Here is a 23,070-nt window from a genome sequence, read left to right on the forward strand (position 1 = left end):
CATGCTCACACGCCGCAGTTTCTTTCATGTTGCAGCCGGGGTTGCCGGCGGATCGCTCATTTCGCCGGCGGCGATGGCCGAGCTGCCTCCTATCGCCGAGGCGCGGCCGGAGAATGAAGCCTACTGGGCCAAGGTCGCCGCGCAGTACGATCCGGCGCCGGACTTCATCAATCTGGAGCAGGGTTACTTCGGCATGATGGCGCGTCCGGTGGCGGAAGAGTACAAGCGCAATATCGATTATCTGAACGCGCACAGTTCGCGCTTCCTGCGCCAGCAATTTGACGGCCCGGGCATCGAGGCGATACGGGCGCAGATCGCAGCGGCCGTCGGCGCCGATGTGTCGGAGATCGCCATCACGCGCGGCGCCACGGAATCGCTGCAAAACCTGATCGTCAACTACAAGCAGGTCAAGGCCGGCGACACGATCATGTATGCCGACCTGGATTACGACGCGACCCAATACGCGATGAACGAGCTGGCCTTGCGTCGCGGCGCCGACGTGGCCGTGGTGCGCATCCCCGAGCCGCCCAGCCGCCAGGCCATCCTGGACGCCTACGCGCAGGCGATGCAGCGGCATCCGCGCACCCGTTTGCTGCTGCTGACCCACATCAGCCATCGCACCGGCCTGACCTTGCCGGTGGCGGAACTGGTGCAGATGGCGCGCCAGCGCGGCATCGAAGTCATCGCCGACGCCGCCCAGTCATGGGGCCAGACCGACTTCATGGTGGCCGACCTGAAGGCGGACTTCATCGGCTTCAATCTGCACAAGTGGTTGGGTGCGCCGCTGGGTGTGGGCTTTATGTACATCCGCAAGGCGCGGCTGGCGGATATTGGCGTACATATGTCGGACCAGGATTATGCGGCCACGGACATACGCTCGCGCGTCCATTCGGGCACCGTCAACACGGCCAATATCATGACGGTGCCGGCGGCATTCCGCTTTCATGAGCAGATCGGCGTGGCCAACAAGTCCGCCCGGCTCAAGTACCTGCGCAATTACTGGGTAGAGCGGGTGCGGAACGTCAAAGGCCTGCAGATACTGACGCCGGACGATCCCGCCATGTACGGTGCCAGTACCTCGTTCCGCTTCGCCGGCAAGACCAGCAAGGAAGACAACCAGCGCCTGGCCAAACGGCTGATGGACGAACACGGGATTTTCACGGTGTCGCGCAACGGTCCGCTGGGCGGCAGTTGCGTGCGGGTGACGCCGGCGCTGTTCACCCAGCCGCGCCAGCTGGACCGGCTGGTCCAAGCTATCGCAACGCTCGCGCAGACGTAATCCTGTGCGAGCGTTGCCGGGTTGGCCGCCTCAGGCGACGACGGCCTTTTTCTGGCGCACCAGGTAACCAGTGCCTAGTACCGCCAGCCACACCGGAATCAGGTAGACCGACAATTGCAGGTCCGGTGTCATGTACATCACCACCAGGATACCGGCCAGGAAGGCCAGGCACAGATAGTTGGTCAACGGGTAGCCCAGGCTGGCGAATGCCGTGGCCTTGCCTTCGGCCTTTTTCTGCGCGCGGAAGCGCAGGTGGATCCAGCTGATCATGGCCCAGTTGATGATCAGCGCCGACACGACGAGACCCATCAGGAAACCGAAGGCTTTGCCAGGCATGAAGTAGTTGACGACCACGCAGATACCGGTCGCCAGCGCCGAGACGCCCAGCGCAGCCAATGGCACGCCGCGCTGGTTCACCTTCAACAGCAGCTGGGGCGCGTTGCCTTGTTTGGCCAGGCCGTACAACATGCGGGTGTTGGAGTAGACGCAGCTGTTATACACTGACAGCGCCGCCGTCAGGACTACGGCGTTCAGTACGTGCGCCACCAGGTCGCTGTTCAACGCGTGGAAGATCAGCACGAACGGGCTGCCGCCGGTGACCACTTTCTGCCAAGGGTAGAGCGACAGCAGGATGCCCAGCGCGCCGATGTAGAAAATCAGGATGCGGTAGATGGCCTGGTTGGTGGCCTTGGGGATGGTGCGCGACGGATCGTCCGCCTCGGCGGCGGTGATGCCAATCAGTTCCAGGCCGCCGAAGGAGAACATGATGACGGCCATTGCCATCACCAATCCGCCCAGGCCGTTGGGGAAGAAGCCGCCGTGCTGCCACAGGTTGGCCACGGTGGCTTCGGGGCCGGCGTCGCCGGAGATCAGCAGCCAGGCGCCGAACACGATCATGCCGACGATGGCGACCACCTTGATGATGGCGAACCAGAATTCCATCTCGCCGAATGCCTTGACGTTGGACAGGCTGATGGCGTTGATGATGACGAAGAAGGCCAGCGCGGACATCCAGGTCGGTATCGCCGGCCACCAGTACTGCACGTAGATGCCGACCGCCGACAGCTCGGCCATGCTGACCAACACGTACAGGACCCAGTAGTTCCAGCCCGACATGAAGCCGGCCAGATGGCCGCAGTATTTATCGGCGAAGTAGCTGAACGAGCCGGCGACCGGTTCGTCGACCACCATTTCGCCAAGCTGGCGCATGATGAAGAAGGCGATCAGCCCGGCCACGCCGTAGCCAAGCAGCACGGAAGGCCCGGCCATCTGGATGGTCTGCGCGATGCCGAGGAACAGGCCAGTGCCGATGGCGCCACCCAGCGCAATCAGCTGGATGTGCCGGCTCTTCAGGCCACGTTTGAGTTCATTCTTCCCATCTGCCATCTGATCCCCTGAGTGGTAAGCAAAGAGGACGATTCTAAAGCAAAAGCAGCCCGGTGGAACACAAAAATCGCGCTCATCGGCGCGGTGCGTAAGCCATGCATTCCACCTCGACTTCGCCGCCCAAGGCCAGCGCATTGGCGCCGAATGCACTGCGGGCCGGCAGGCGTTCGGGCTTGAAGTAGGTGACGTAGACCTTGTTGAAGTCGTCCCACTTGGCCATGTCGGCGATCATGATGGTGCACTTGACCACGTCGTTCATGCCGAGGTTGTAGCCTTTGAGGATGGTGGCGATATTGTCCATGGCCTGGCGGGCCTGCGCGTCGAAGCCTTTGACCAGGCCACCGGGACCGGTGCCCAGTTGGCCGGACACGAACACATAGTCCCCGGCGCGCACCGCCAGCGAGAACGGTCGCCCCGGCTCGTTGCCCTTGTTGTAGAAGTCGATGGCGAAGGCTGCGCCGGAAGCTGTGAGGGCCAGTGTCAAGGCCAGTTTGTTCAGGTGCGTACGTGTCATGACGAACTCCCATATGGCCCGCGTCGGCGGCTCAGGCTAAAGAAACTTGGTCTTCTTCAGGTATTTTTCCACATCGCGATAGCTGTCGTCGCTGCCGGAGTAGCGTACCAGATTCCGGGCGGTCTTCAGCCATTCAACCGTCGATGGCTGCATCAGGTCGAGCGCATACGCCATGTCCGCCGGGCCGATAGGCCGTTCCGGATTGCCGGCCAGGATATCGTGCAGCGTGCTTTCCTTGGCGAGATCGATCAGGCCATCGATGTCGGCGCCCGAATAGTGCGGGGTCGCCGCCACCAGCGCCGCCACGTCGATGCCTTCGACCGGAATGTCGCGCAGCTTGAGGTCGATGATGTGCTTGCGCGCTTCCTCGTCCGGCGGTGGCACGAACAGCTGTCGGGCAAAGCGGCCGGTGCGTTTCATCGCCTGGTCGACATCCCACGGCATATTGGTCGCGGCCAGGAATAGCACATCGCGGTTGTCGCGTTCGAAGCCGTCCAGCTGCGACAGGAACTCGTTGACGATGGTGCGGCTATGCTCACTCTGTGCCTTGGAGCGCGAAAAGGCCAGTGCATCCAGTTCGTCGAAAAACAGTACACAAGGTTTCTGGGCGCGGGCCTTTTCGAACAGCTGCGCCAGATTGCGCTCGCTTTCGCCCATCCACATGTTCAGTACTTCGCTGATGCCGACCGAAACGAACGACGCGTTGCATTCGCTGGCGATGGCGCGTGCGATCATGGTCTTGCCGCAACCGGGTGGTCCGTACAGCAGGATGCCGCCACCACCGCTCTTCTTAAACTTGGCAAACAGGCCGGGACGCAGGAAAGGCTCGATGATGTGCAGGCGCAACGTCTTCTTCAGGTCTTCCATGCCGCCGACGTCGGCAAACCGCACCTGTTGCGGGGATTGCGGGCGCAGCGCGGCGACGTTCTGCGCCGGCCGTACCAGCGACAGCGCCGGGGCCGACGCCGGTTGCGCGCGTTGTGCCAGCTGCTCCAGCGCTTCGATCGGTTCAAAGCCGGTATGCTGGCGCGCCGCCACATAGGCGCCCAAGGCCTCGCTCTCGCGCTTGAGCGCCAGCAGTGCTTGTGCCTTGCCGCTCAAGGTGTCGGCGTCGACGCGCTGGCGCTCCGCAAGCTCGAACTGGGTCAGCGCCGCTTGCGCGTCTTCCTCGTTCAGCAGCAGATGGGCGTAGGCGAGACGGTGACCGAGGTTGAAAGGATCGGTGACGAGGGCGGATTCGAGTTCTTCGCGTTTCAGTGCCATGCTGTTTTACAGTCCTGCGCGGCGTTTCAGCCAGCGCGTTAGTAGAGGAGGATAGACCCAGGAGTAGGCGCAATATCCGAGAATAGTCCAGGTGGCGACGCCCGCAATCGTGGGGGCGTCCTTGCGGATCAGGTTCATGGCCAGCAAAGTGATGAAGTAGAACGCTGCCGACGCACCCCAGCCCCAGCGATTCAATGGCCATAAGGGCAGCATGCTCCAGTGGCTGAGGGCATCAAGCTTTACCACCAGCTCCAGGATCTCCTGGGAATGCGGATAAAGCTGCAATAGCTCGATGGCGATGCGCTTGGCTGCGCGGTAGCGCCCCCGGCTGACCAGATAGCTGACCAGCATGCGCGCCGTGGTCTGGCTATCGGGATGGCCGCGCATCAGATTGGCCAGGCTGGCCGCTTCGGCGCCGCGGCGGCCGTCGATGATGTCGCCGATCAGGCAGGCGGTCAGCGCGAGCTCGTCTTCCGGCTCCAGGCGCAACGCTTCGCGCGCCAGCTCCTTGGCCTTGTCGATGTGAAGCGTGCGATACATCAGCATCGCATAGCGCGCATACTGGAATGCGTCTTCCGGATATTCCCGGAGTAGCTCAATGATGAGGAGCTCGGCCTGTTCCAGCTCTTCGCTGTCTTCGTGCACGTTGATCATCAGCGAACGGGCCGCGTAGTTCAGCGGGTCCTGGGCCAGGATCGTGTGCAGCGTCTGCCGCGCGGACTCCTTGTCGTCGGTCAGGTAGTCAATGTGGGCCGAGACGAACAGCAGTTGATTGTCCTGCGGATATTGTTGAAGCGCTTCCGACAGCAGGGCGCGCGCCTGCTGATAGCGCCGGCGCTCTGTCAACCCATTCAGTTGGACGACATAATCGCGCGGCGACAACAAGGTCTGGTCGCTCATGGATGCACCTCGAGCAAAACGGCGGCGAGTCCCATCGTGGCGCCATAGCCGAGCACCATGCAGACGATGGCCGGTATCCACGGCGATGGTGCTGTGCTGTTGAACAGTGAGGCCGATCGATGCTGTTTTTTATGCAGCAGGTAAAACACCCCGCACAGTCCCAGCGCAAGGGTGCGCGACAGGAATTTTCCGGTATCGCCGCCCAGCTCCTGGCGTAACCACGCGAAGTAGCTGACGTCGTCGCGAGAGCCATAGATCAGCAGCATGAGCAGGACGATGGCGGCCAGGTAGGCTGGAATATCCAGCGTACGGCGCAGCCGCCACGAATTAAGCGTCGAGTACAGTATGAGTGCGGCTGGACCACCAAGAAACGCGACGAAGAAACTCGATCGGATCGAATACAGTGAGACTGGGGGCCCTGAGGCGGACAACGAGGGAGTAAGCAGGTGTTCGCGCATGAAAGTGATGTAAAAAGCAACCGCCCATATTACCAAAATTTCCAGGGCAGTGGCTCAATCTTCAGTGGAACAGGTGGTGTTCTGCATGACTTGCTGCGTCACTTGTTGCAACAACTCTTTCAATTGCGTCACGATGGCGAGGGCGGCCGCCACCTCGCTGGCGGCCTCCGTTCGCGCGAGGTGCTCCAGATCCTCGCACAGATCGGCCATGCGGCAAGCGCCGACACTACGCGCCGCCGATTTGATGCGGTGGCCCAGTTCGCGCACCCTCTGCACCTCGCCCTGCGCCAGCGCAGCCTCCAGGTCGCGGATACCCTCCTGCGAAGAGAGCAGGAATTTAAAGGCGAATTTTCGCACCTTGCGCGGATCGTCGCCAAGCAGCTCCGCCAGCACCGACAAGTCGATCACGGCCGAGTCGCCCTCGAAGGAGGATTTGAGTGCCGGCTCCGGCAGCTGCGGCCGCCGCAGCTCCGCCGGCGTCACTCGCGCAGGCAGCCAATTGGCGACGGTCTGGTACATCAGCGCCGGCTGGAAAGGCTTCGAAATGAAATCGTTCATGCCGGCGTCGATGCAGCGCATCCTGGCTTCGGTGGTGGCGGTGGCCGTCATCGCCAGCACCGGGATATGGGTCAGTTGCGGGTCGGTGCGGATGTGGCGGGTCGCTTCCAGCCCATCCATGAGCGGCATCTGCAAGTCCATCAAAACGCAGTCGAAGTCGGACTTGCGCAGCAGTTCCAGCGCGTCGGCGCCATTGCTGGCGAGGCTGACGGTGACGCCGGCTTCCTCCAGCATTTCCTGCGCAATTTGCTGGTTGAAGATATTGTCCTCGACCAGCAGTATGCGGGCCGCCTTCAACGCCGCCATCATGGCCGACGTGCGGGCGCTGGCCAGCAGCTCGCCGGCGGCGTCGCCGATCTGGTTGATCAGCGCGGGCACGGTCTGGTACGACACGCCGAGGTGGGCCGTGAACCAGAACGTGCTGCCGACCCCGGGCTGACTGAGGACGCCGACATCGCCGCCCATCAACTGGGCCAGCTCCTTGCAGATCGCCAGGCCGAGGCCGGTGCCGCCGTATTCCCGCGTGGTCGACGTGTCGGCCTGCTGGAAGGAGACAAATAATTTCGCCATTTCCGTATTGGACAGGCCGATGCCCTGGTCGCTCACTTCGAAACGCACCAGGCAATCGTTGGCGTCGCCGACCATCTTGCGCACGCGGATCTCTATCCGGCCTTGCTCGCTGAACTTGATGGCGTTGTTGGCGTAGTTGATCAGCACCTGGCCCAGCCGCAGCGGATCGCCCACCAGCACCGGCGGCAAGGTCGGATCGAGGTCGAACACCAGTTCCAGGTTGCGGGTGGCCGCCTTCGGCGCCACCACCGTGGTCAACGTTTGCACCACCTGGTCCAGTGAAAAATCGATGTGCTGGATCTCCAGCTTGCCGGCCTCGATCTTGGAAATGTCGAGGATGTCGTCGATGATGCCCAGCAGGTGCTCGCCGGCGAAGCGGATTTTTTCCAGATAGTCGCGCTGGCGCGGGTCGAGCTCGGTCTTCAACGCCAAATGGGCCATGCCGATCACGCAGTTCAGCGGCGTGCGGATTTCGTGACTCATATTGGACAGGAACTGCCCCTTGGCTGTGCTCGCCGCCTCGGCCAGCTGCTTGGCCTGCTGCAGTTCCTTGTTCTTGGCCTCGAGCTGTTCCTCGTAGTGCTTTTCAGAGGTCACATCGTGATAGATAGTGACGAAACCGCTGATCGCACCGTCGATGCCATAGATGGGGCGGCCTATGATGTTCAGTACGACGCCATCCACCCTGGCGCGCGTGAAATTGTGGGGCTGGAACTTCAAGCAGAGTTCCACCCGGCTGGCCACCATGGTGTCGATATCGCCTGGCCCGTAGTCGCCGCGCAACGCGATGTAGCGGAACACTTCGGCCATGGTGACGCCGGGATGCATCACCTCAACCGGAAACCCCTGCAATTGACAAAAGGCGGGATTCCAGAACCTGATGGTCAAGTCGCAGTCAACAATGGTGACGCCAACCGGCATGTATTCCAGTGCAGCCGCCAGCCTGGGGAAATTCAACCTGATGAACTCTTCACTTTGAATCGTCGATTCCATAGGTCGATCATCCATGAGCGGGATCAAGAGAAAACTTTAACCCATCTCACCACGGTTGTCAGGTCAAATCTTAGGCTTGCCGTGCTGATCAGCGGCGGCGCTCTCCGCCGCCATGGCGTGCCTGGCCTCCTGCCTGACCTTGGCGCGGCGCTGTTCCGCTTCTTCGATCTGGGCGATCTGCCGCTCCAGCAGTTGGATGGTGCGCTGCAGGTCTTCGATTTCCTTGGCCAGTTGCAGGCGCGTCGCCGGATCGGGGGCGTTCATCAACTGCTTCTGGAGCAGGGCCACTTTCTTGCGCAACGTCTTGATGCTCTTGAGGATAGTGCTGATTTGGTCCTGCGCGCTGGTGCTTAATTCCGTGCGGTGCGCGCTGCCCGATGAAATGCTCGATACCATGATCTCTTTCCGTGTTGATTTTTTACCATGGTAGTCCAATTCAGCGCCTACTGCCAGCCATTCAGGCAGGGAGGTATTAGCAGCAGCAACGCCAGCGCCGCGTACGCGAGTTGCAAGGGTATCATCCACCTGGCCCAGGTAAGCCACGGAATCCTGGCCAGTGCCAGCACGCCGACCGTGATGCCCGACGTCGGTATCATCGGCGTGGTGAACTCGCCGAACTGGTAGGCCAGCACCGCGGTCTGGCGCGAGATGCCCACCAGGTCGGCCAGCGGCGCCATGATGGGCATGGTCAGCGCGGCCTGGCCGCTGCCGGAGTGGATGAAGAAATTAATCACGCTCTGCATGACAAACATCTTCTGCGCGGCGAACACCGGACTGCTGGACGACACCAGCGGCATCAGCGCGTGCAGCATGGTGTCGATGATATGGGCGTCCCGCGCCAGCACCATGGCGCCGCGCGCCAGCGCGATCACCAGCGCCGTGCCCACCAGGTCGCGGGCGCCGTGGATGAAGGCCTCGGTCAACTGGTCTGAAGTCAGGCGCCCCGTCAGTCCGACCACGATGGCCATCGCCAGGAACAGCGCCGCGATCTCTTCGATGAACCAGCCGTAGCGCACCACGCCCAGCACCATCGCCGCCAACGTGGCGGCGAAGATCCACAACACTGCCTTGTGGGTGCCTGACATGTCCAGCACTTGTTCGGTCGCGGTCTGCGGCGTCAGTTCAACGCGTTTTTGCAGGTCGAGGCGGTAGGTCGGGCTGCTTGCCGGCGTTGCCTTGATCCTGGCCGCGTACCACATCAGGAAGCCGATCGTGACGGCGGTGGCGACGGCCCATACCAGCAGGCGATAGGCCATGCCGGAGAACAGCGGCACGCCGGCGATGCCCTGCGCAATGCCGACATTGAAGGGATTCAGAAAAGCCGCCGCAAAGCCGACTTGCGAACCGAGGAAGGGAATGGCGACGCCGACGATCGAATCGTAGCCCAGCGCAAGCGCCAACGGTACGAAGATCAGGATGAAAGGGATCGCCTCCTCGTTCATGCCGAAGGTCGCGCCGCCCAGCGAAAACAGCGTCACGAACATGGGTATCAGCATCGCCCTGACCAGCGGTGAATCGGCATGTGCCCGGGCGATGGTGCCGATCAGGGCGTCGATCGCCGCGGTCTTCTGGAGCACGGCGAAGGCGCCGCCGACGATCAGGACGAAGCCGATGATTAGCGCCGCTTCGGTGAAACCCTTGATCGGCGCCATCAGCAACTGCACCAGGCCTTGGGGATGGCCGGCCACCACATGGAAACTGGATGGGTCGACCAGCTGCCGGCCGTCGACGGCGTGAGTGTTGTACTGGCCCCCGGGCACCAGCCAGGTGGCGGCGGCGATCAGCACCAGGATCGCGAACAGCAGCACGAAGGTGTGCGGTAGTTTGAGTTTCATGGTCACAGGCTCAGTAAAGATCCGGCGCGGAACGCCGTGCGGCCGGCGACTTTGCCGACATTCATGCCGCGCAGGACGTGGCGGTGCGCGCTGCGGCCGAAAAATATACCGGCGACCTGGCAGCGCAATTCGGTGGTTTCGCCAGTGACCGGGTCGATCAGTTCCGCGAGCACGGCGCCCGCTTCGACGCGCGCGCCCAGCGGCTGGCGGTAGACCAGGATGCCCGCATGCGGCGCCAGCAAGGGCTCCACTGCTTCCAGCGGCGACGGCGCGCACAGCGCCTGCGGCAGCGGCGCCGCCGTCAGGTCCGGGCAGTCGATGATGCCGTTCAGGGCCAGGAAGCGCAGCAAGGCCTCCGCGTCGCCTTGCGCCAGCTGGTGGCAAACGTCCATCTCGCCGCGCAGCTCGATGGTCGCTGCCAGGCAGGCGGGGGGGATCGGATAGCGTTCGCCGAAGTGGGCCGCCAGATCCCACCACAGCCGGCTGCATGCCTCGTCGAACGGCTCGCCGCCGGCGGCCATGGCCAGCAGCGTGGCCTGGGAGCCGATCAGCGCCGCCAGCGGAGCGATGGCGGCGGCCAGCGGCGTGCCCGCGTAGACATGCATGACAGCCTCGTTGTCGCAATGCAGATCGAGCACGATGTCGGCTTCAATTGCCAATTGCAGCAGGGTTTTCTTCAGGCTCTCGCTGTCGGTGGCGGGGTGCCAGGCGGCGAGGGCGGCTGCGGCGTGCCGGCGAATGACGCGGATATTCGCTTCCGCGTCCTGGCCCAGCCGCCCCTCCAGCGAGAGCTTCAATTCTTCCGCCACGTGGCGATAGGCGCGGTTGAAGTTGGCGCCGGTCGCCAGGTCGAAGCGGCCGAACGGCATGCCGTGGATGGCTTGCGACAAGCCGATCGGGTTGGCGGCGGGGACCAGCACCACCTCGCCGCGCAGTTTGCCGGCGCTCTCCAGGGCCTTCAGTCGGTTCCGCAGGTGTTGCGCCACCAGCATTCCCGGCACTTCGTCCGCGTGCAGCGAGGCCTGGATGTAAGCCCGCTTACATCCGGCGGGACCGAAGTGGAAGCTGTGAAGCTCGAAGGCGGCACTGCTGTGCTGCGCCGATAGGGCGTGTGTTTGCATTCTCATGGCGATGGGATGCCCGGCGTGGGGCAGGTTGTTGGATTGCGGTCGATTATGTATCGTAATTTTCACAAAGTAAATAAATGTAAGCCAGTTTTCAAAAATTGGTTGAGTTTTGTTTTCCCCGTTGCTACAGTTGCCTGAAAATAGGATTCCAAATTTTTCGAAAATGTAAGTATGCTTACGGTCTTTCGGAAAAGGAGAGCTGTATGACTAACAGTAAATCAGCAAACAAAACCGTGATGGCAGCGCGCAGTTCGTCGGCGGATGTCGCTTTCGCCCAGTCGTCGATTGGCCACACGCTGTCCGGGGTGTTGGCCGAAGGCTCGACCTCGAACCGCAGCATCGCCGACTTCGTGCTGCGCAATCCGATGCGGGTGACTGCGCTGAAGATCGATGAGATGGCGGAGGGATGCCAGGTGTCGACGGCCACCATCAGCCGTTTTGCGCGCGATATCGGTTTCGCCAACTACGCCGCGATGCGCAGCGCCGTGGCCGAGACGTTGCATTCGGAGATGCAGCCGGTCGACAAGCTGCGACACACGATAGAGAACCGCGAAGGCTCCGCATGGCCGGGTGATCAGAGCATGGAGTACGCGCTGGCCAACATCACCGCCACGCGCAATGCGCAGTCGCAGTCGGAGATGGTGCAGGCGGTGCAAAAGCTTAGCCGGGCGCGCACCGTGTATGTGCTGGGCTTCGGCCTGTCGTCTTACCTGGCCGGCCTGCTGTCGCTGCATCTGCAGCCGTTTTGCGCGCATGTGGTGGAGGCTGCGGGACAGGGCGGCACCGAGGTGGCTGCCGGCCACCTGGCCAACATCGGTGCCAACGATGTGCTGGTGGTGATCTCCTTCCCGCGCTATGCGCTGGACGTGATCCGCCTGGCGCAGTATGCGCGCGATCACAAAGCCTGCGTGATCGCGATTACCGATGCGCCGGCGTCGCCGCTGGTGGAAGTTTCGGAACATGTGCTGTACGCCAACAGCGGCCATGCCGTGCTGCCGAGCAGCTCGACGGCGGCGGTTGCGGTGATCGAGGCGCTGGCGGTATCGCTGATGGTTTCGAACAAGGACAACGTAGAAAAGGCCGCGCGCTTGACGGAGGCGATATCCGCCTACCTGTATGGCCCCGCGAGCAGCAAGAACACCAGGAACGCCGGCCGCGCCGGTACTACAAAGGTGAAGAAGCGCACCGCGAAAAGCGGAGCCACATAACCGCATCAAACTTCAACAGGGAGTTGGGAATGAGTCTGCATCAGATAGGAACGGCGCCGCAGGCGCAACGGTATAACAAGCTGGCGGGAGCGATCCGGCTGGCGCTCGGCATGACGGCGGCCATCGGCCTGCCGGGCCAGGTCGCGCACGCCCAGTCCTCGGACCTGGGCCAGAAAATACAGCGCGTGGAGATTACCGGTTCTTCCATCAAACGCATCGACGCGGAAACCGCGCTGCCGGTGCAGGTCATTCGTCGCGAAGATATTGACAAGAGCGGCGTCACCACCGCCGCCGAACTGCTGAAGAATATCAGCGCCAATACCGCGCCGCTGTCGGACGGCGCCAGCATCACCGACGGCACGTCGGGACAGCGCGGATTCAATGGCGCCAATCTGCGTGGGATCGGCGTGTCGTCCACGCTGGTGCTGCTCAACGGGCGCCGCCTCGCCAACTTCGCTTCGCCCGGCGACAACGCCGGCGTCGACTTGAACAATATTCCGGCGGGCGCGATTCAGCGGGTGGAGGTGCTCAAGGACGGCGCTTCGGCGATCTATGGAACCGATGCGATCGGTGGCGTGATCAACTTCATCACCCGCAAGGACTATACCGGGGTTGAGCTGAATGGCTCGATGGCCGGCACGCAGCAGGGCGGCGCCGGCAAGCGCACCGCCAGCATCAGCGCCGGCCATGGCGACCTGACCACCGACCGCTTTAATGTATTCGGCGTGCTGGACGTGCAGCAGCTCGATTCGTTGCGCTCCAGCCAGCGCGACTTCATCAAGAACCGCCCGCTGGCCGCCAATCTGCCGGCCCTCATGTCCAGCAACACCTATCCGGCCAATATCGACATCAATGGCGCGCAGCGCAATGCGCTGATCGCCGCCGGCGTGCTGCCGAAGGGCGCCACAGCCACCCGCATCAACCCCAGCGCGCCCAATTGCGCGCCGCCGGCAACGGTGTATGCGCCCAAGGGACCGGGAGGAGCGCTGGGCTGCAGCTACGACTACATGGAAGATACCGAGATCTATCCGGAAGCGAGCAAGATCGGCTTCATCGGCCGCGCCACGTTCCAGGTGCATCCCGACCATCAGGTGTTCCTGGAATTGGTGCAGTCCGAGGCGAAATCCGATTATGTCTTGAGCCCGAATCCGCAGCGCATCCGCAGCCTGCCGGTCAGCCTGCTGCCATCCCTGTACCGGGCGGCGTTGAGCGCGCCGGGCTTGCCGGCGACCTTCAGCGGTATCCGCTATCGGATGACCGAGGCGGGCAACCGCAGCAATCAGGTGACCAGCGACGCGCAGCGCATTGTGCTGGGCGCGGCGGGCACGGTGGCCGGGTGGGACTACGACGCGGGCTTGTCGCGCGCGGAGAACAAGGCGGTCGACAAGTACGTCGACGGTTATGTGCTGTACGATAAATTCGACGCCGGCGTGCGTTCAGGCGCCATTAACCCGTTCGGCCCTTCGTCGCAGGCGGGGCGTGATCTGGTCAACAGCATCAAGGTCAACGACGAGGCGCGCAAATCGAGGGGCACGTCGACGCAGGTGGATGGCAAGGTCTCGACCACCTTGGCCAGCCTGGAAGGCGGCGACCTGGGACTGGCGATCGGCGCCGAAGGCCGCCGCGAAAACACCACGTTCACGCCGTCGGCGCTGCTGCTGTCGAATAACATCGCCGGCGACCGCGATTCCGGTCTGGCTGCCGGCTCGACCACCGATCTGAAGGCCACCGACGACAGCCGCACCGTGTACTCGGTTTATGGCGAGATTAATGCGCCGTTGACCAAACAACTGGAACTGCAGGCGGCGCTGCGCTACGACCATTACAGCGAAGTCGGCTCCACCACCAATCCCAAGCTGGGCGTGCGTTGGGCGCCGGTGAAGCAGCTGGTGCTGCGCGGCTCGGCCGGCACCGGCTTCCGCGCGCCCTCGCTGTCGGACTTGAAGCGGCCCACCACCTATGGCAGCGCGTCGAGCTTCCTGACCGATCCGGTGTGCGTGAAAACGGGCCTGGACAGCATCGACGGCTGTACCGACCAGTATCCGGTCGAACGCCGCTCCAATCCGAATCTGAAGCCCGAGAAGTCGCGCCAGTTCTCGCTCGGCGTGGCGTTCGAGGCAAGCCGCGAGCTCAATCTCACGCTGGACTACTGGGACATCCGCAAGAGCGACGTTATCAGCACGCTGGGCGAACAAATCATCGTCGACAATGCCGCCAAATACGAAGGGAAGTACATCCAGCGGGACGCCGACGGCTATATCACCAACATCGTTCTGCAAAAGGAAAACCAGGGGAAGTTGAATACCTCCGGCCTGGATCTGGGGATCGACTACAAGAGTGCGGCCGGTGCCGCGGGCCGCTTCAGCGTCAATATGACCGGCACGCTGGTCCTGCAGTATGAGCGCCAGTTTGGTCCGCTGGAACCGCTGCGCAGCAACCTGGGGTCGTTCCTGAACGATCAGGTGATACAGAAGTGGCGCCACAGGATCAGCTTTGGGTGGGATCGCGGCCCGTTCGGCCTGACGCTGGCGAATCAGTTCTCTTCCGGTTACGTGGATCAGAACACCACCTACGATCCAGTCAGCGATACGGTGCTGCCGTCGCGCCGCGTGAAGCCGTACTCCCTGTGGGACCTGACCGGTAGTTGGACCGTGAGCAAGCAGTTCAAAGTGCGGGCGGGGATTCTTAACCTGGCCGATACGGCGCCGCCGTACTCCAATCAGGCATACTACTTCCTGGCCGGGTATGATCCCACCTACACCGATCCACGTGGAAGAAGCGCGTTTGTCAGTGTAAATTACGCTTTCAAGTAATCTAGCTTTACCGGCGGCGCCGTTCCGACGCCGCCGGTGTCAATTGGGAATATCGTATGGTTCGTTTTCTTGGTTTGCTGGCGGCTGCCGTCATGTGGTGCACGCAGGTAGTCGCGGCGGACGTTGCGCCGCAAGGCTCGCTGGTCATCGTCGGTGGTGCGCTGCGGGCGGATAACGCCGTGGTCTGGCAGCGCGTGGTGCAGCTGGCGGGCGGCGCGGGTGCGCGGATCGCGGTGCTGCCCAGCGCCGCCGCCAACCCCGAGCGTTCCGGCGCCAACCTGGCCGGCTATCTGAATCGTTATGGCGCGTCCGCGTTTGTGGTGCCGGTGTCGGTCAACCTGAAGGATCGCGACTATCGCCGCGACGCCGACGACGCAGCCCTGGCCGCAGCGATCCGCGCGGCCGGCGGCGTCTACTTCACCGGCGGCGACCAGGCGCTGATCACGCAGGCGCTGGTTCGTCCGGATGGCAGCCGCAGCGCGGTGCTGGAAGCGATCTGGGATGTCTACCGGCGCGGCGGCGTCATCGCCGGCAGCAGCGCCGGCGCGGCGATCATGAGCAGCACCATGTACTACAACGCCAAGACCGTGTTCGGCACGCTCGCGCAGGGCGTCAACGACGGCCGCGAACTGGCGCCGGGACTGGGCTTTGTCGGCAGCGACGTCTTTGTCGACCAGCATCTGCTGGCGCGCGGCCGCTTCGCCCGCATGCTGCCGGCCATGCTGAAGAAGGGATACAAGCTGGGCCTGGGCATCGACGAGAATACCGCGATGGTGATCAATGCGGCGCGTGAGGTCGAGGTGCTGGGTTACCAGGGCGCGCTGCTGCTCGACCTGTCGCAGGCGACCAGCGAGGGCGGCAAGGAGTTCAATATCTCGAATGTACGCATCAGCTATCTGGATCGCGGCGACCGCTACAACCTTCGGACCCGCCAGTTCACGCCGTCGGCCGACAAGGTGGAAGGCAAGGTGGATCCGCAAAAGCCGGCCATGAGGGAGCCGGTGTATTCCGCCGATATCCTCGGCCACAACGCCGTGCTGGTGATGATGGAAAAGCTGATCGACAATTCGCAGGCCGAGGCGATCGGCATCGCCACCGCCGCGCCGGGCCAGCCGCGCCAGGACCTGGGCTTCGAGTTCAAGTTCAGCCGCCTGGTGGACAGCGTCGGCTACGCGTCCGCAAGCTCGGAGAGCTATTCGATCCTGAACCTGCGGCTCGATGTGCGGCCGCTGCAAATAACACGGCCCTGGTACAAATAGGGCGTTTGTTTAGCGGTTTCGCTAAACAAGTGGCTTGCATGAAGCCATGCGGTTGACCGGTGCGGCGTCCAGCGTTATAAAGTTGGATCGCCCCTACCTCTGGAAGCCGAATGCACGCCACCAAACTGATATCTGCCGGCGCGATCGCGCTGGCGCTGGTCCTTCCTGTCCTTCCTGCCATTGCCGCGGAGCCCTCCAGCCCTGCCGCCGCCGTCGATGTGTTCATCGGCACCGGCGGCGACGGCCACACCTTCCCCGGTGCGGCGCGGCCGTTCGGCATGATCCAGCTGAGTCCCGATACGCAGGTGCGGCCGTTCCGCCAAAGCTATCCCTGGGCCGCCGGCTACCGCTACGAGGACGACAGCATACTGGGCTTCTCGCATACCCATTTCTCCGGCACCGGCCATTCCGACCTGGGCGACCTGCTGCTGATGCCATACAGCGGCGAGACCAAACTGGAACCGGGCTACCCGGAGCGCCCCTTCAGCGGCTACCGCTCACGCTTCAAGCACCAGGATGAACATGCGGAACCCGGCTACTACGCCGTCAGGCTGATGGACAACGAGGTCGATGTAGAACTGACCGCCAGCGAGCGCGTGGGCCTGCATCGCTACCGTTACGCCAAGGGCGCGGAGGCCAAGGTGATACTGGACCTGCGCAGCAGCATCTACGACTACAAGGCCAAGAACCTGTGGTCCCGCCTGCGCGTGCGCGACAACACCCTCATCACCGGCATGCGCGAGACGCGCGGCTGGGCCGCCGGCCGCCAGCTGTACTTCGCCATCGCGTTCTCGCATCCACTGACATCGCGCGCCTTGCGCAATATGGAGGCGGACGTCGAGTACAAGGGCTTCGCCGGTCCGGGCAGCGGTCCTGGCGACAAGGCCATGGTCGAGGGCAAGGCGCTGGTCGGCGCGCTGGACTTCGGCGTGCCGGCCGACGGCCAGCTGGAAGTGAAGGTGGCGATTTCCGCCGTCAGCGAGGAGGGCGCGATCGCCAACCTGGGCGAGATGCCGGGCTGGGATTTCGACGCCGAACGCGCCAAGGCTTCCGCCGCCTGGAACGAGGCGCTGGGCGCGGTGGCGATCGAAGCCGCGCCCGACATGCGCAAGATGGTCTACACGGCGCTGTATCACAGCATGCTGGCTCCGAGCCTGTTCATGGACCGCGATGGCCGCTACCGTGGACCGGACAACGAGGTGCACCAGGCGCAGGGCTTCCGCTACCACTCCACCTTCTCGCTGTGGGATACCTATCGCGCACTGCATCCCTTGCTGACGCTGATCCAGCCGGAGCAGCGCAATGTGGACTTCGTGCGCTCGCTGATCGAATCGCAGAAGGCCAGCCCGTATGGCATCCTGCCGGTGTGGCAGTTCCACGGACTCGAGACCTGGTGCATGATCGGCTATCACGCCGTGCCGGTGATCGCCGACGCCTACATGAAGGGCCTGAAGGGCTTCGACGCCGAAGAGGCCTTGAAGGCGATGACCAGCAGCGCGGAATATGGCCCATACGGCGGCCTTCAGCACTACATGAAGCTGGGCTATGTGCCGATCGACCTGGAACCGGAGGCGGCGTCGAAGACGGTGGAATACGCCTTCGACGATTGGACCATCGCCCGCATGGCGGAGAAGATGGGCAAGAAGGATATCGCCGCGCGTTACTACAAGCGGGCGCAGAACTACCGCAATTCCTTCGACACCAAGACTGGCTTCCTGCGCGCGAAGAAGTCCGACGGCAGCTTCCGCGAGCCGTTCGATCCGGTGCTGTCCAACTTCGGCAGCGACTACACCGAAGGCAGCGCGTGGCAGTATTCCTGGTATATGCCGCACGATAACGCGGGCCTGATCAAGATGCTGGGCGGCGATGCCGGCTTGCAGAACAAGATAGACATGATGTTCGACGCCAAGGTGGACGAGAAGGTGTATGCCCACATGGAGGATATCTCCGGCCTGATCGGCCACTACGCGCACGGCAACGAGCCTTCGCACCACGTGGCCTACCTGTACAACTACGCCGGCGCGCCGTGGAAGACGCAGAAGCGTTTGACGCAGGTGGTGGCGTCGCAGTACAACACGACGCCGGCTGGCCTGTCGGGCAACGACGATCTGGGTCAGATGTCGGCCTGGCTGGCCTTTACGGCGCTGGGATTCTATCCGGTGGCGCCCGGCAGCAACGAGTACGTGATCGGCCGTCCGTTCCTGGACAAGGCGGTGATGAAGCTGCCGAACGGGAAGGTCTTCACCATCCGCAGCGTGGGCCTGAGCGCGGAGAACGTGTACGTCGCCGGCGTTACGCTGAACGGCAAGCCGCTGGCGCAAACCTTCCTGCGCCATGACCAGATCACGGCGGGTGGCGAGCTGGTATTCACCATGGCCAGCAAGCCGAATGTCGAATGGGGCAAGGGCAGTACAGCTCGTCCCTACACGCAGACAGCGTATTGAGTTGTTTTAGCCCGGCAAGTGCAGATTGCACTTGCCGTTTCTTTTAGCCTTGATTGATAGCGCTATCATCTCAGCGTGCACTCGGCGCCACACTTGCTGCGCCGCAGCATGGAATATTCTTTACAACGCCTCATGAATCGCTAAACTACACGACATGTTAGCGCTAACAACGAAGAGGCAAGTATGAACAGTAGTGCAGTGAGTCGGTGGGTTGTCATGGGTGTCAGTGGCTGCGGCAAGAGCGAAATCGGTTCGCGCCTGGCCGCTGAACTAGGCCTGCCGTTTCTTGAGGGCGATAGTTTTCATCCGGCGGAAAACGTCGCCAAAATGTCGGCCGGCATTCCGCTCAACGACGACGACCGCGCCGGCTGGCTGTTGACGCTGCAAGGCAAAATCCGTGAGGCGGCGCAGCGTGGCGACGGGCTGGTGTTGTCGTGCTCCTCGCTCAAACGCCGTTACCGTGATCTGCTGCGCCAGGCCGACCCGGACTTGCGCTTTGCCCACCTGAGCGGCGAACGCGCCGTCATCGAAGGCCGGATGCAAGCACGCACAGGCCATTACATGCCGCCCAGCCTGCTCGACAGCCAGTTGCGCGACCTTGAACCATTGCAGGCCGACGAAGCCGGCCTGCGCCTGGACCTGACCTTGCCGCCACAGCAGCTGGTCAGTCTTATTTTGCAGTACCCATAGCCGCAGCAATAGCGGGCAATCCATAACTCATCTGGAGATACCATGAAAACAACAACGACCACCAAGATTCCAAAACGACGCTGGGGCATAGGCGCGCTGCTCGGCATGGGTGTATTGATCAACTACATCGACCGTATCGGCTTGTCCGTCGCCGCGCCGCAGATCAAGGAGCTGTTCAACCTGACCCCGGTCGAACTGGGCCTGCTGTTCAGCGCCTTCGCCTGGTCCTACTCGCTGTTGCAGATTCCGGTCGGCATGGTGATGGACCGCTTCGGTCCTACCCGCGTCGGCCGTTGGGGTGCGTTCCTGTGGGGCGTGGCCGCGACCATCACCGCGTTTTCCAGCGGCTTCGCCGGCATCTTCGCCGCCCGCATCCTGCTGGGCATCGCCGAGGCGCCAGCGTTCCCGGTCAGCGCCAAGGCCACCGGCTACTGGTTCCCGCGCAATGAACGCGGCATGGCCACGGCAATCTTCGACGCCGCCGCCAAGTTCTCCAACGTGATCGGCGTGCCGCTGCTGGCGCTGACCATCGTTACCTTCGGCTGGCGTTGGGGTTTCGGTCTGACCGCTGTGCTCAGCTTCAGCTACTTCATCGCGTTCTATGTGCTGTACCGCGACCCTAGCGCCGATCCCAAGCTGAGCAAGGAAGAGCTGCGCTACATCCAGGAAGGCGGCGCTGCGCCCGAAGGTCCGTCCGATGCCGGCGCGCTGAACATGCTGGGTTATCTGCTGACCAAATCCAAGATCTGGGGCCTGACCATCGGCTTCGCGGCGTATGGCTACTCGTTCTACCTGTTCCTGACCTGGTTGCCTGGCTACCTGGTGCAGACCATGCACATGAGTATTCTGAAGTCGGCGGGCTTTGCTGCGATCCCCTGGCTGGTGGCGACGGTGGCCGACCTGTTTGTGGGTGGCTGGCTGATCGATCACCTGATCTCGCGCGGCAAGGACGAATCGCTGGTGCGCAAAGGCGTGCTGGTATGCGGCATGGTGCTGGGCCTGGCCGTGTTCGGCGCCACGCAGACCACCGATCCGGTCTGGGCAATTTTCTGGATCTCGATCGCGCTGGGCGGCCTGGCTTCTGCTGCGCCGGTGGGCTGGTCCCTGCCATCGCTGATCGCTCCCAAGGGCGGCGCCGGCACCATCGGCGGCATCATGAACTTTGCTAACAACCTGATGGGCGCGGCTGCACCTATCGTCACCGGCATGATCGTCGGCGCCACCAATTCCTTCACCAATGCCTTCATGGTTGCCGGTGTGATTTTGGTGATTGGCATAGTCTCCTTTGTCTTCGTACTCGGCAAGATCGAAGCGATTCCCGACCCCGTACGTTCTTAAATCCCCGGAGACAAAAATGAAAAAAAGCATATATGCGCTGGGTGCGCTCGTCCTTAGCACTTGCAACGGCACCGCTTTCGCGCAAACCAATGTGACTTTCTATGGTGTGATGGACATGGGTATTTCCCAGGACCGCGGCGGCATCGCCGGCACCTCGACCCGCGCCACCAGCGGCATGGCGACCCAAAGCCGATGGGGCTTCCGTGGCAGCGAGGACCTGGGCGGCGGCGCGACGGCCTTCTTTGTGATCGAAGGCGGCATTCACGCCGACAACGGTAGCTCCACCCAGAACAACACGCTGTTCGGACGCACCAGCATCGTCGGCCTGGGCAGCAAGTACGGCGCCGTTTCCATCGGCTTGCAGGATACGCCGTTGTTCACGACGCTTAACACGATCGTCGATCCATTGCGTAACGGCGTGGCACGCTCGAACAATCTGATGGCTTCGACCGGTTTCCGGGCCGGTAACTCGGTGTTGTACCGTACGCCGACCATCAAGGGCTTCAGCGCGGACGCCATGTACGTGGCAGGCGAAGTGGCGGGCGACCAGAGCGCCAACCGCGCGCTGGGCGGCTCATTCGGCTACAGCAATGGACCGCTGAATGTGCGCCTGGCCTACCACAACAAGAACAACGACACGGCGACGCTGAAAAACACCAGCACGGCGCGCAATACGCTGCTGGGCGCAAATTACGATTTCGGTCCGGCCAAGGCGTGGTTCGGCTATGGCGTCGACCAAGGGCTGAACAGCGCACCGCTCAATAGTTCGGTGATTAATTTCGCGGGCCCGGCGCCGGTTGCGTCCACGGACAGTACGGACATGCTGCTTGGCGTGTCGGCGCCGTTTGGCGTCAGCACCGTTGTTGCGACTTACATCCGCAAGAACGACCGCACGGTACGCAACCAGGATGCGCAGCAATACGCGCTGGCCTATATGTACGCGTTCTCGCGCCGCACCGACATCTACACCTCGTATGCGGTGATACTCAACCACAACGGCGGCGGCTACACGGAAGGCAACAGCGAGGAACCGGGCATCGGCAACCGCCAGCTCACCGTCGGATTGCGTCACCGCTTCTAGGCGTTACAGCAGGTCGATGCCGAATCGACGCACCAGCAGCGCAAACAGCCCGAAGCAGACAATCGTGATGACGATGCAGGCCAGCAGGGTCGGCCAGAAGCCGATCCTTGGCAGCAGCGCGGGAAACGCGAGGAACATCGGCAGCGTAGGCACCACATACCAGAAGGTGTACCACGCGTGATTGGCGATTTTCTGCTCGGGTTGTTTTTCAACATACAGCCAGATCAGCGCAAGCAGCGTGACCAGCGGCAGCGCGGCGATCAGGCCGCCGATCCGGTCGCTACGCTTGGCGAATTCGGAGACGCCGACCACGACGGCGGACGTCAACAGATACTTGATGATGAGCCAGGCCATTACTTATCGCCCTCTGTCGCGACAAACGTCAGGCGGTTGCCGGATGGATCCTGGATCGACATCTCGCGGGTACCCCATGGCTTGTCTTCGACACCGGGGCGGGCGAACTTGAACTGCTTGGCGATCAGCTCGGTATGGAATTCGTCCAGCCCATCGGTGGCGATGCGGATCGCGCCGCCGGGATTGCAGTCGCCGAAATGCTCGGTCAGGTGCAGGATGCAGTCGCCTTTGGAGACTTGCAAGTACAGCGGGAAACCTGGTTCGAAGCGGTGTTCCCAGTCGATCTTGAAGCCGAGGAAGTCGACATAGAACTCGCGCGTTTGCGCTTCATTGCAGCTGCGCAGGATAGGGGTGACGTGGCTCAGGTTCATATGGAAAGTTCTTTCATGCCTTGCGGCGTGTTGATGTGCGCAACCAGGCGCGGCTGGTCGCCAGGCCGGTATTCAACCACATCCGACAGCGCGAGGGAAGTCAGCAGGGCGGAGACCCGCTGCGGATCGGGATGGCAAATCTCCAGTTTTGCCAGCGACAGGCCTTGGTCGGTCAGGCCGGCGGCCGGGTGTGGATGGTCATCCCATTTGATCAATGCCGGCGCCACACCATCAAGCGCGATGGAGCCGTCGGCCGGTATGGTGATGAGCCAGTTGCGCTGCCCGCGCGACATCGGCTCCACCAGGCCCAGATCCTCGGTGCTGGCAGCGGCCGTCGAGTGGATGTCGCCTGCGCTCAGCACCCAGGTGCGTAGCGCCGGCTGGGCATCCGTCGCCAGGTCGTCGAGCGCGAACCAGCGCGGTCGTCCGGGCGCAGGCGCTTCGGGATTCGGTGCGATGACTTCCAGGAACAGCGCGTCGCCCAGTCGCAGCAGCAGGTTGTGCGTGCCCATGCGCGGATGCTCGCCGCCGGGCTGCGGCGTTGCGCCGAGTGTGTTGAAAACGAAGGCCGCGCCGGCGGCCAGCGTGGGCGCGGTGACGGTGATGTGATCGATGCGGCTCACACTGAT

20 protein-coding genes are annotated in these 23,070 nt (G+C 62.8%); 8 read left to right on the forward strand and 12 right to left on the reverse strand.

The genetic code is table 11. The features are described 5' to 3' along the window. Window position 1: 1 nt before the first annotated feature. Window positions 2–1,279, forward strand: coding sequence for an aminotransferase class V-fold PLP-dependent enzyme (locus V6M89_RS03225; protein WP_332851798.1), 1,278 nt, complete (start codon window positions 2–4; stop codon window positions 1,277–1,279). 30 nt (window positions 1,280–1,309) lie between these two features. On the opposite strand, the gene V6M89_RS03230 is transcribed toward V6M89_RS03225, so the two are convergent. The 9 genes from V6M89_RS03230 to V6M89_RS03270 form a co-directional block, all read right to left on the reverse strand. Continuing rightward, window positions 1,310–2,665, reverse strand: a complete 1,356-nt coding sequence (locus V6M89_RS03230; RefSeq protein ID WP_332851800.1) for an amino acid permease — start codon at window positions 2,663–2,665, stop codon at window positions 1,310–1,312. 73 nt (window positions 2,666–2,738) lie between these two features. Beyond that, window positions 2,739–3,179 carry a RidA family protein gene (locus V6M89_RS03235; RefSeq protein ID WP_332851801.1) on the reverse strand — a complete coding sequence of 147 codons (441 nt, stop codon included), beginning with the start codon at window positions 3,177–3,179 and terminating at the stop codon, window positions 2,739–2,741. Window positions 3,180–3,215: 36 nt separating this feature from the next. After that, the gene (locus V6M89_RS03240; RefSeq protein WP_332851802.1) at window positions 3,216–4,442 is read right to left on the reverse strand and encodes an ATP-binding protein; all 1,227 of its coding nucleotides are present in this window, start codon (window positions 4,440–4,442) and stop codon (window positions 3,216–3,218) included. A gap of 6 nt (window positions 4,443–4,448) precedes the next feature. Further along, on the reverse strand, window positions 4,449–5,342 hold the full coding sequence (locus V6M89_RS03245; protein ID WP_332851803.1) for a tetratricopeptide repeat protein: 894 nt from the start codon (window positions 5,340–5,342) through the stop codon (window positions 4,449–4,451). Continuing rightward, window positions 5,339–5,800 (reverse strand): hypothetical protein, encoded by a 462-nt coding sequence (locus tag V6M89_RS03250; protein WP_332851804.1) that lies wholly within the window; start codon window positions 5,798–5,800, stop codon window positions 5,339–5,341. The genes V6M89_RS03245 and V6M89_RS03250 overlap by 4 nt, the downstream gene beginning before the upstream one ends. A 54-nt stretch (window positions 5,801–5,854) precedes the next feature. Then, window positions 5,855–7,921: a response regulator gene (locus V6M89_RS03255; RefSeq protein WP_332851805.1), complete on the reverse strand. Its 2,067-nt coding sequence runs from the start codon at window positions 7,919–7,921 to the stop codon at window positions 5,855–5,857. 63 nt (window positions 7,922–7,984) lie between these two features. Beyond that, a complete protein-coding gene (locus V6M89_RS03260) occupies window positions 7,985–8,317 on the reverse strand; it encodes a FlxA-like family protein (protein ID WP_332851806.1) in 333 nt (110 codons plus the stop codon). Window positions 8,318–8,364: 47 nt separating this feature from the next. Beyond that, window positions 8,365–9,756, reverse strand: a complete 1,392-nt coding sequence (locus V6M89_RS03265) for a YfcC family protein (RefSeq protein WP_332851807.1) — start codon at window positions 9,754–9,756, stop codon at window positions 8,365–8,367. A 2-nt stretch (window positions 9,757–9,758) separates the two neighbouring features. After that, window positions 9,759–10,877 (reverse strand): succinylglutamate desuccinylase/aspartoacylase family protein, encoded by a 1,119-nt coding sequence (locus tag V6M89_RS03270; RefSeq protein WP_332851808.1) that lies wholly within the window; start codon window positions 10,875–10,877, stop codon window positions 9,759–9,761. Window positions 10,878–11,086: 209 nt separating this feature from the next. Here V6M89_RS03270 and V6M89_RS03275 point away from each other — a divergent pair, with 209 nt between their 5' ends. The 7 genes from V6M89_RS03275 (at window position 11,087) to V6M89_RS03305 (ending at window position 21,716) form a co-directional block, all read left to right on the forward strand. Continuing rightward, a complete protein-coding gene (locus V6M89_RS03275) occupies window positions 11,087–12,091 on the forward strand; it encodes a MurR/RpiR family transcriptional regulator (RefSeq protein ID WP_332851809.1) in 1,005 nt (334 codons plus the stop codon). 29 nt (window positions 12,092–12,120) lie between these two features. Next, the gene (locus tag V6M89_RS03280; RefSeq protein WP_332851810.1) at window positions 12,121–14,904 is read left to right on the forward strand and encodes a TonB-dependent receptor; all 2,784 of its coding nucleotides are present in this window, start codon (window positions 12,121–12,123) and stop codon (window positions 14,902–14,904) included. A 56-nt stretch (window positions 14,905–14,960) separates the two neighbouring features. Further along, window positions 14,961–16,163 (forward strand): cyanophycinase, encoded by a 1,203-nt coding sequence (locus V6M89_RS03285; RefSeq protein WP_332851811.1) that lies wholly within the window; start codon window positions 14,961–14,963, stop codon window positions 16,161–16,163. Between the two features lie 110 nt (window positions 16,164–16,273). Then, window positions 16,274–18,607 carry a GH92 family glycosyl hydrolase gene (locus V6M89_RS03290; RefSeq protein ID WP_332851812.1) on the forward strand — a complete coding sequence of 778 codons (2,334 nt, stop codon included), beginning with the start codon at window positions 16,274–16,276 and terminating at the stop codon, window positions 18,605–18,607. 216 nt (window positions 18,608–18,823) lie between these two features. Further along, window positions 18,824–19,297: a gluconokinase gene (locus V6M89_RS03295; protein WP_332851813.1), complete on the forward strand. Its 474-nt coding sequence runs from the start codon at window positions 18,824–18,826 to the stop codon at window positions 19,295–19,297. Between the two features lie 42 nt (window positions 19,298–19,339). Further along, window positions 19,340–20,635, forward strand: a complete 1,296-nt coding sequence (locus tag V6M89_RS03300) for an MFS transporter (protein ID WP_332851814.1) — start codon at window positions 19,340–19,342, stop codon at window positions 20,633–20,635. Window positions 20,636–20,651: 16 nt separating this feature from the next. After that, a complete protein-coding gene (locus V6M89_RS03305) occupies window positions 20,652–21,716 on the forward strand; it encodes a porin (RefSeq protein ID WP_332851815.1) in 1,065 nt (354 codons plus the stop codon). 3 nt (window positions 21,717–21,719) lie between these two features. Here the strand turns inward: V6M89_RS03305 and V6M89_RS03310 are convergent, their stop codons facing one another. Genes V6M89_RS03310 through V6M89_RS03320 form a run of 3 tightly spaced genes read right to left on the reverse strand, consistent with a single transcriptional unit; the run spans window position 21,720 to window position 23,064 of the window. After that, window positions 21,720–22,070, reverse strand: coding sequence for a DUF3147 family protein (locus V6M89_RS03310; protein ID WP_332851816.1), 351 nt, complete (start codon window positions 22,068–22,070; stop codon window positions 21,720–21,722). Then, on the reverse strand, window positions 22,070–22,441 hold the full coding sequence (locus tag V6M89_RS03315; protein ID WP_332851817.1) for a glyoxalase superfamily protein: 372 nt from the start codon (window positions 22,439–22,441) through the stop codon (window positions 22,070–22,072). Before V6M89_RS03315 ends, V6M89_RS03310 begins: the two co-directional genes overlap by 1 nt. After that, complete coding sequence (locus tag V6M89_RS03320; protein ID WP_332851818.1) at window positions 22,438–23,064, reverse strand: VOC family protein; 627 nt, start codon at window positions 23,062–23,064, stop codon at window positions 22,438–22,440. The genes V6M89_RS03315 and V6M89_RS03320 overlap by 4 nt, the downstream gene beginning before the upstream one ends. Window positions 23,065–23,070: the final 6 nt, after the last annotated feature.

The sequence above is a fragment of the Duganella sp. S19_KUP01_CR8 genome (assembly GCF_036688705.1).
In the GTDB taxonomy this organism is placed as follows: Bacteria; Pseudomonadota; Gammaproteobacteria; order Burkholderiales; family Burkholderiaceae_D; genus Rugamonas.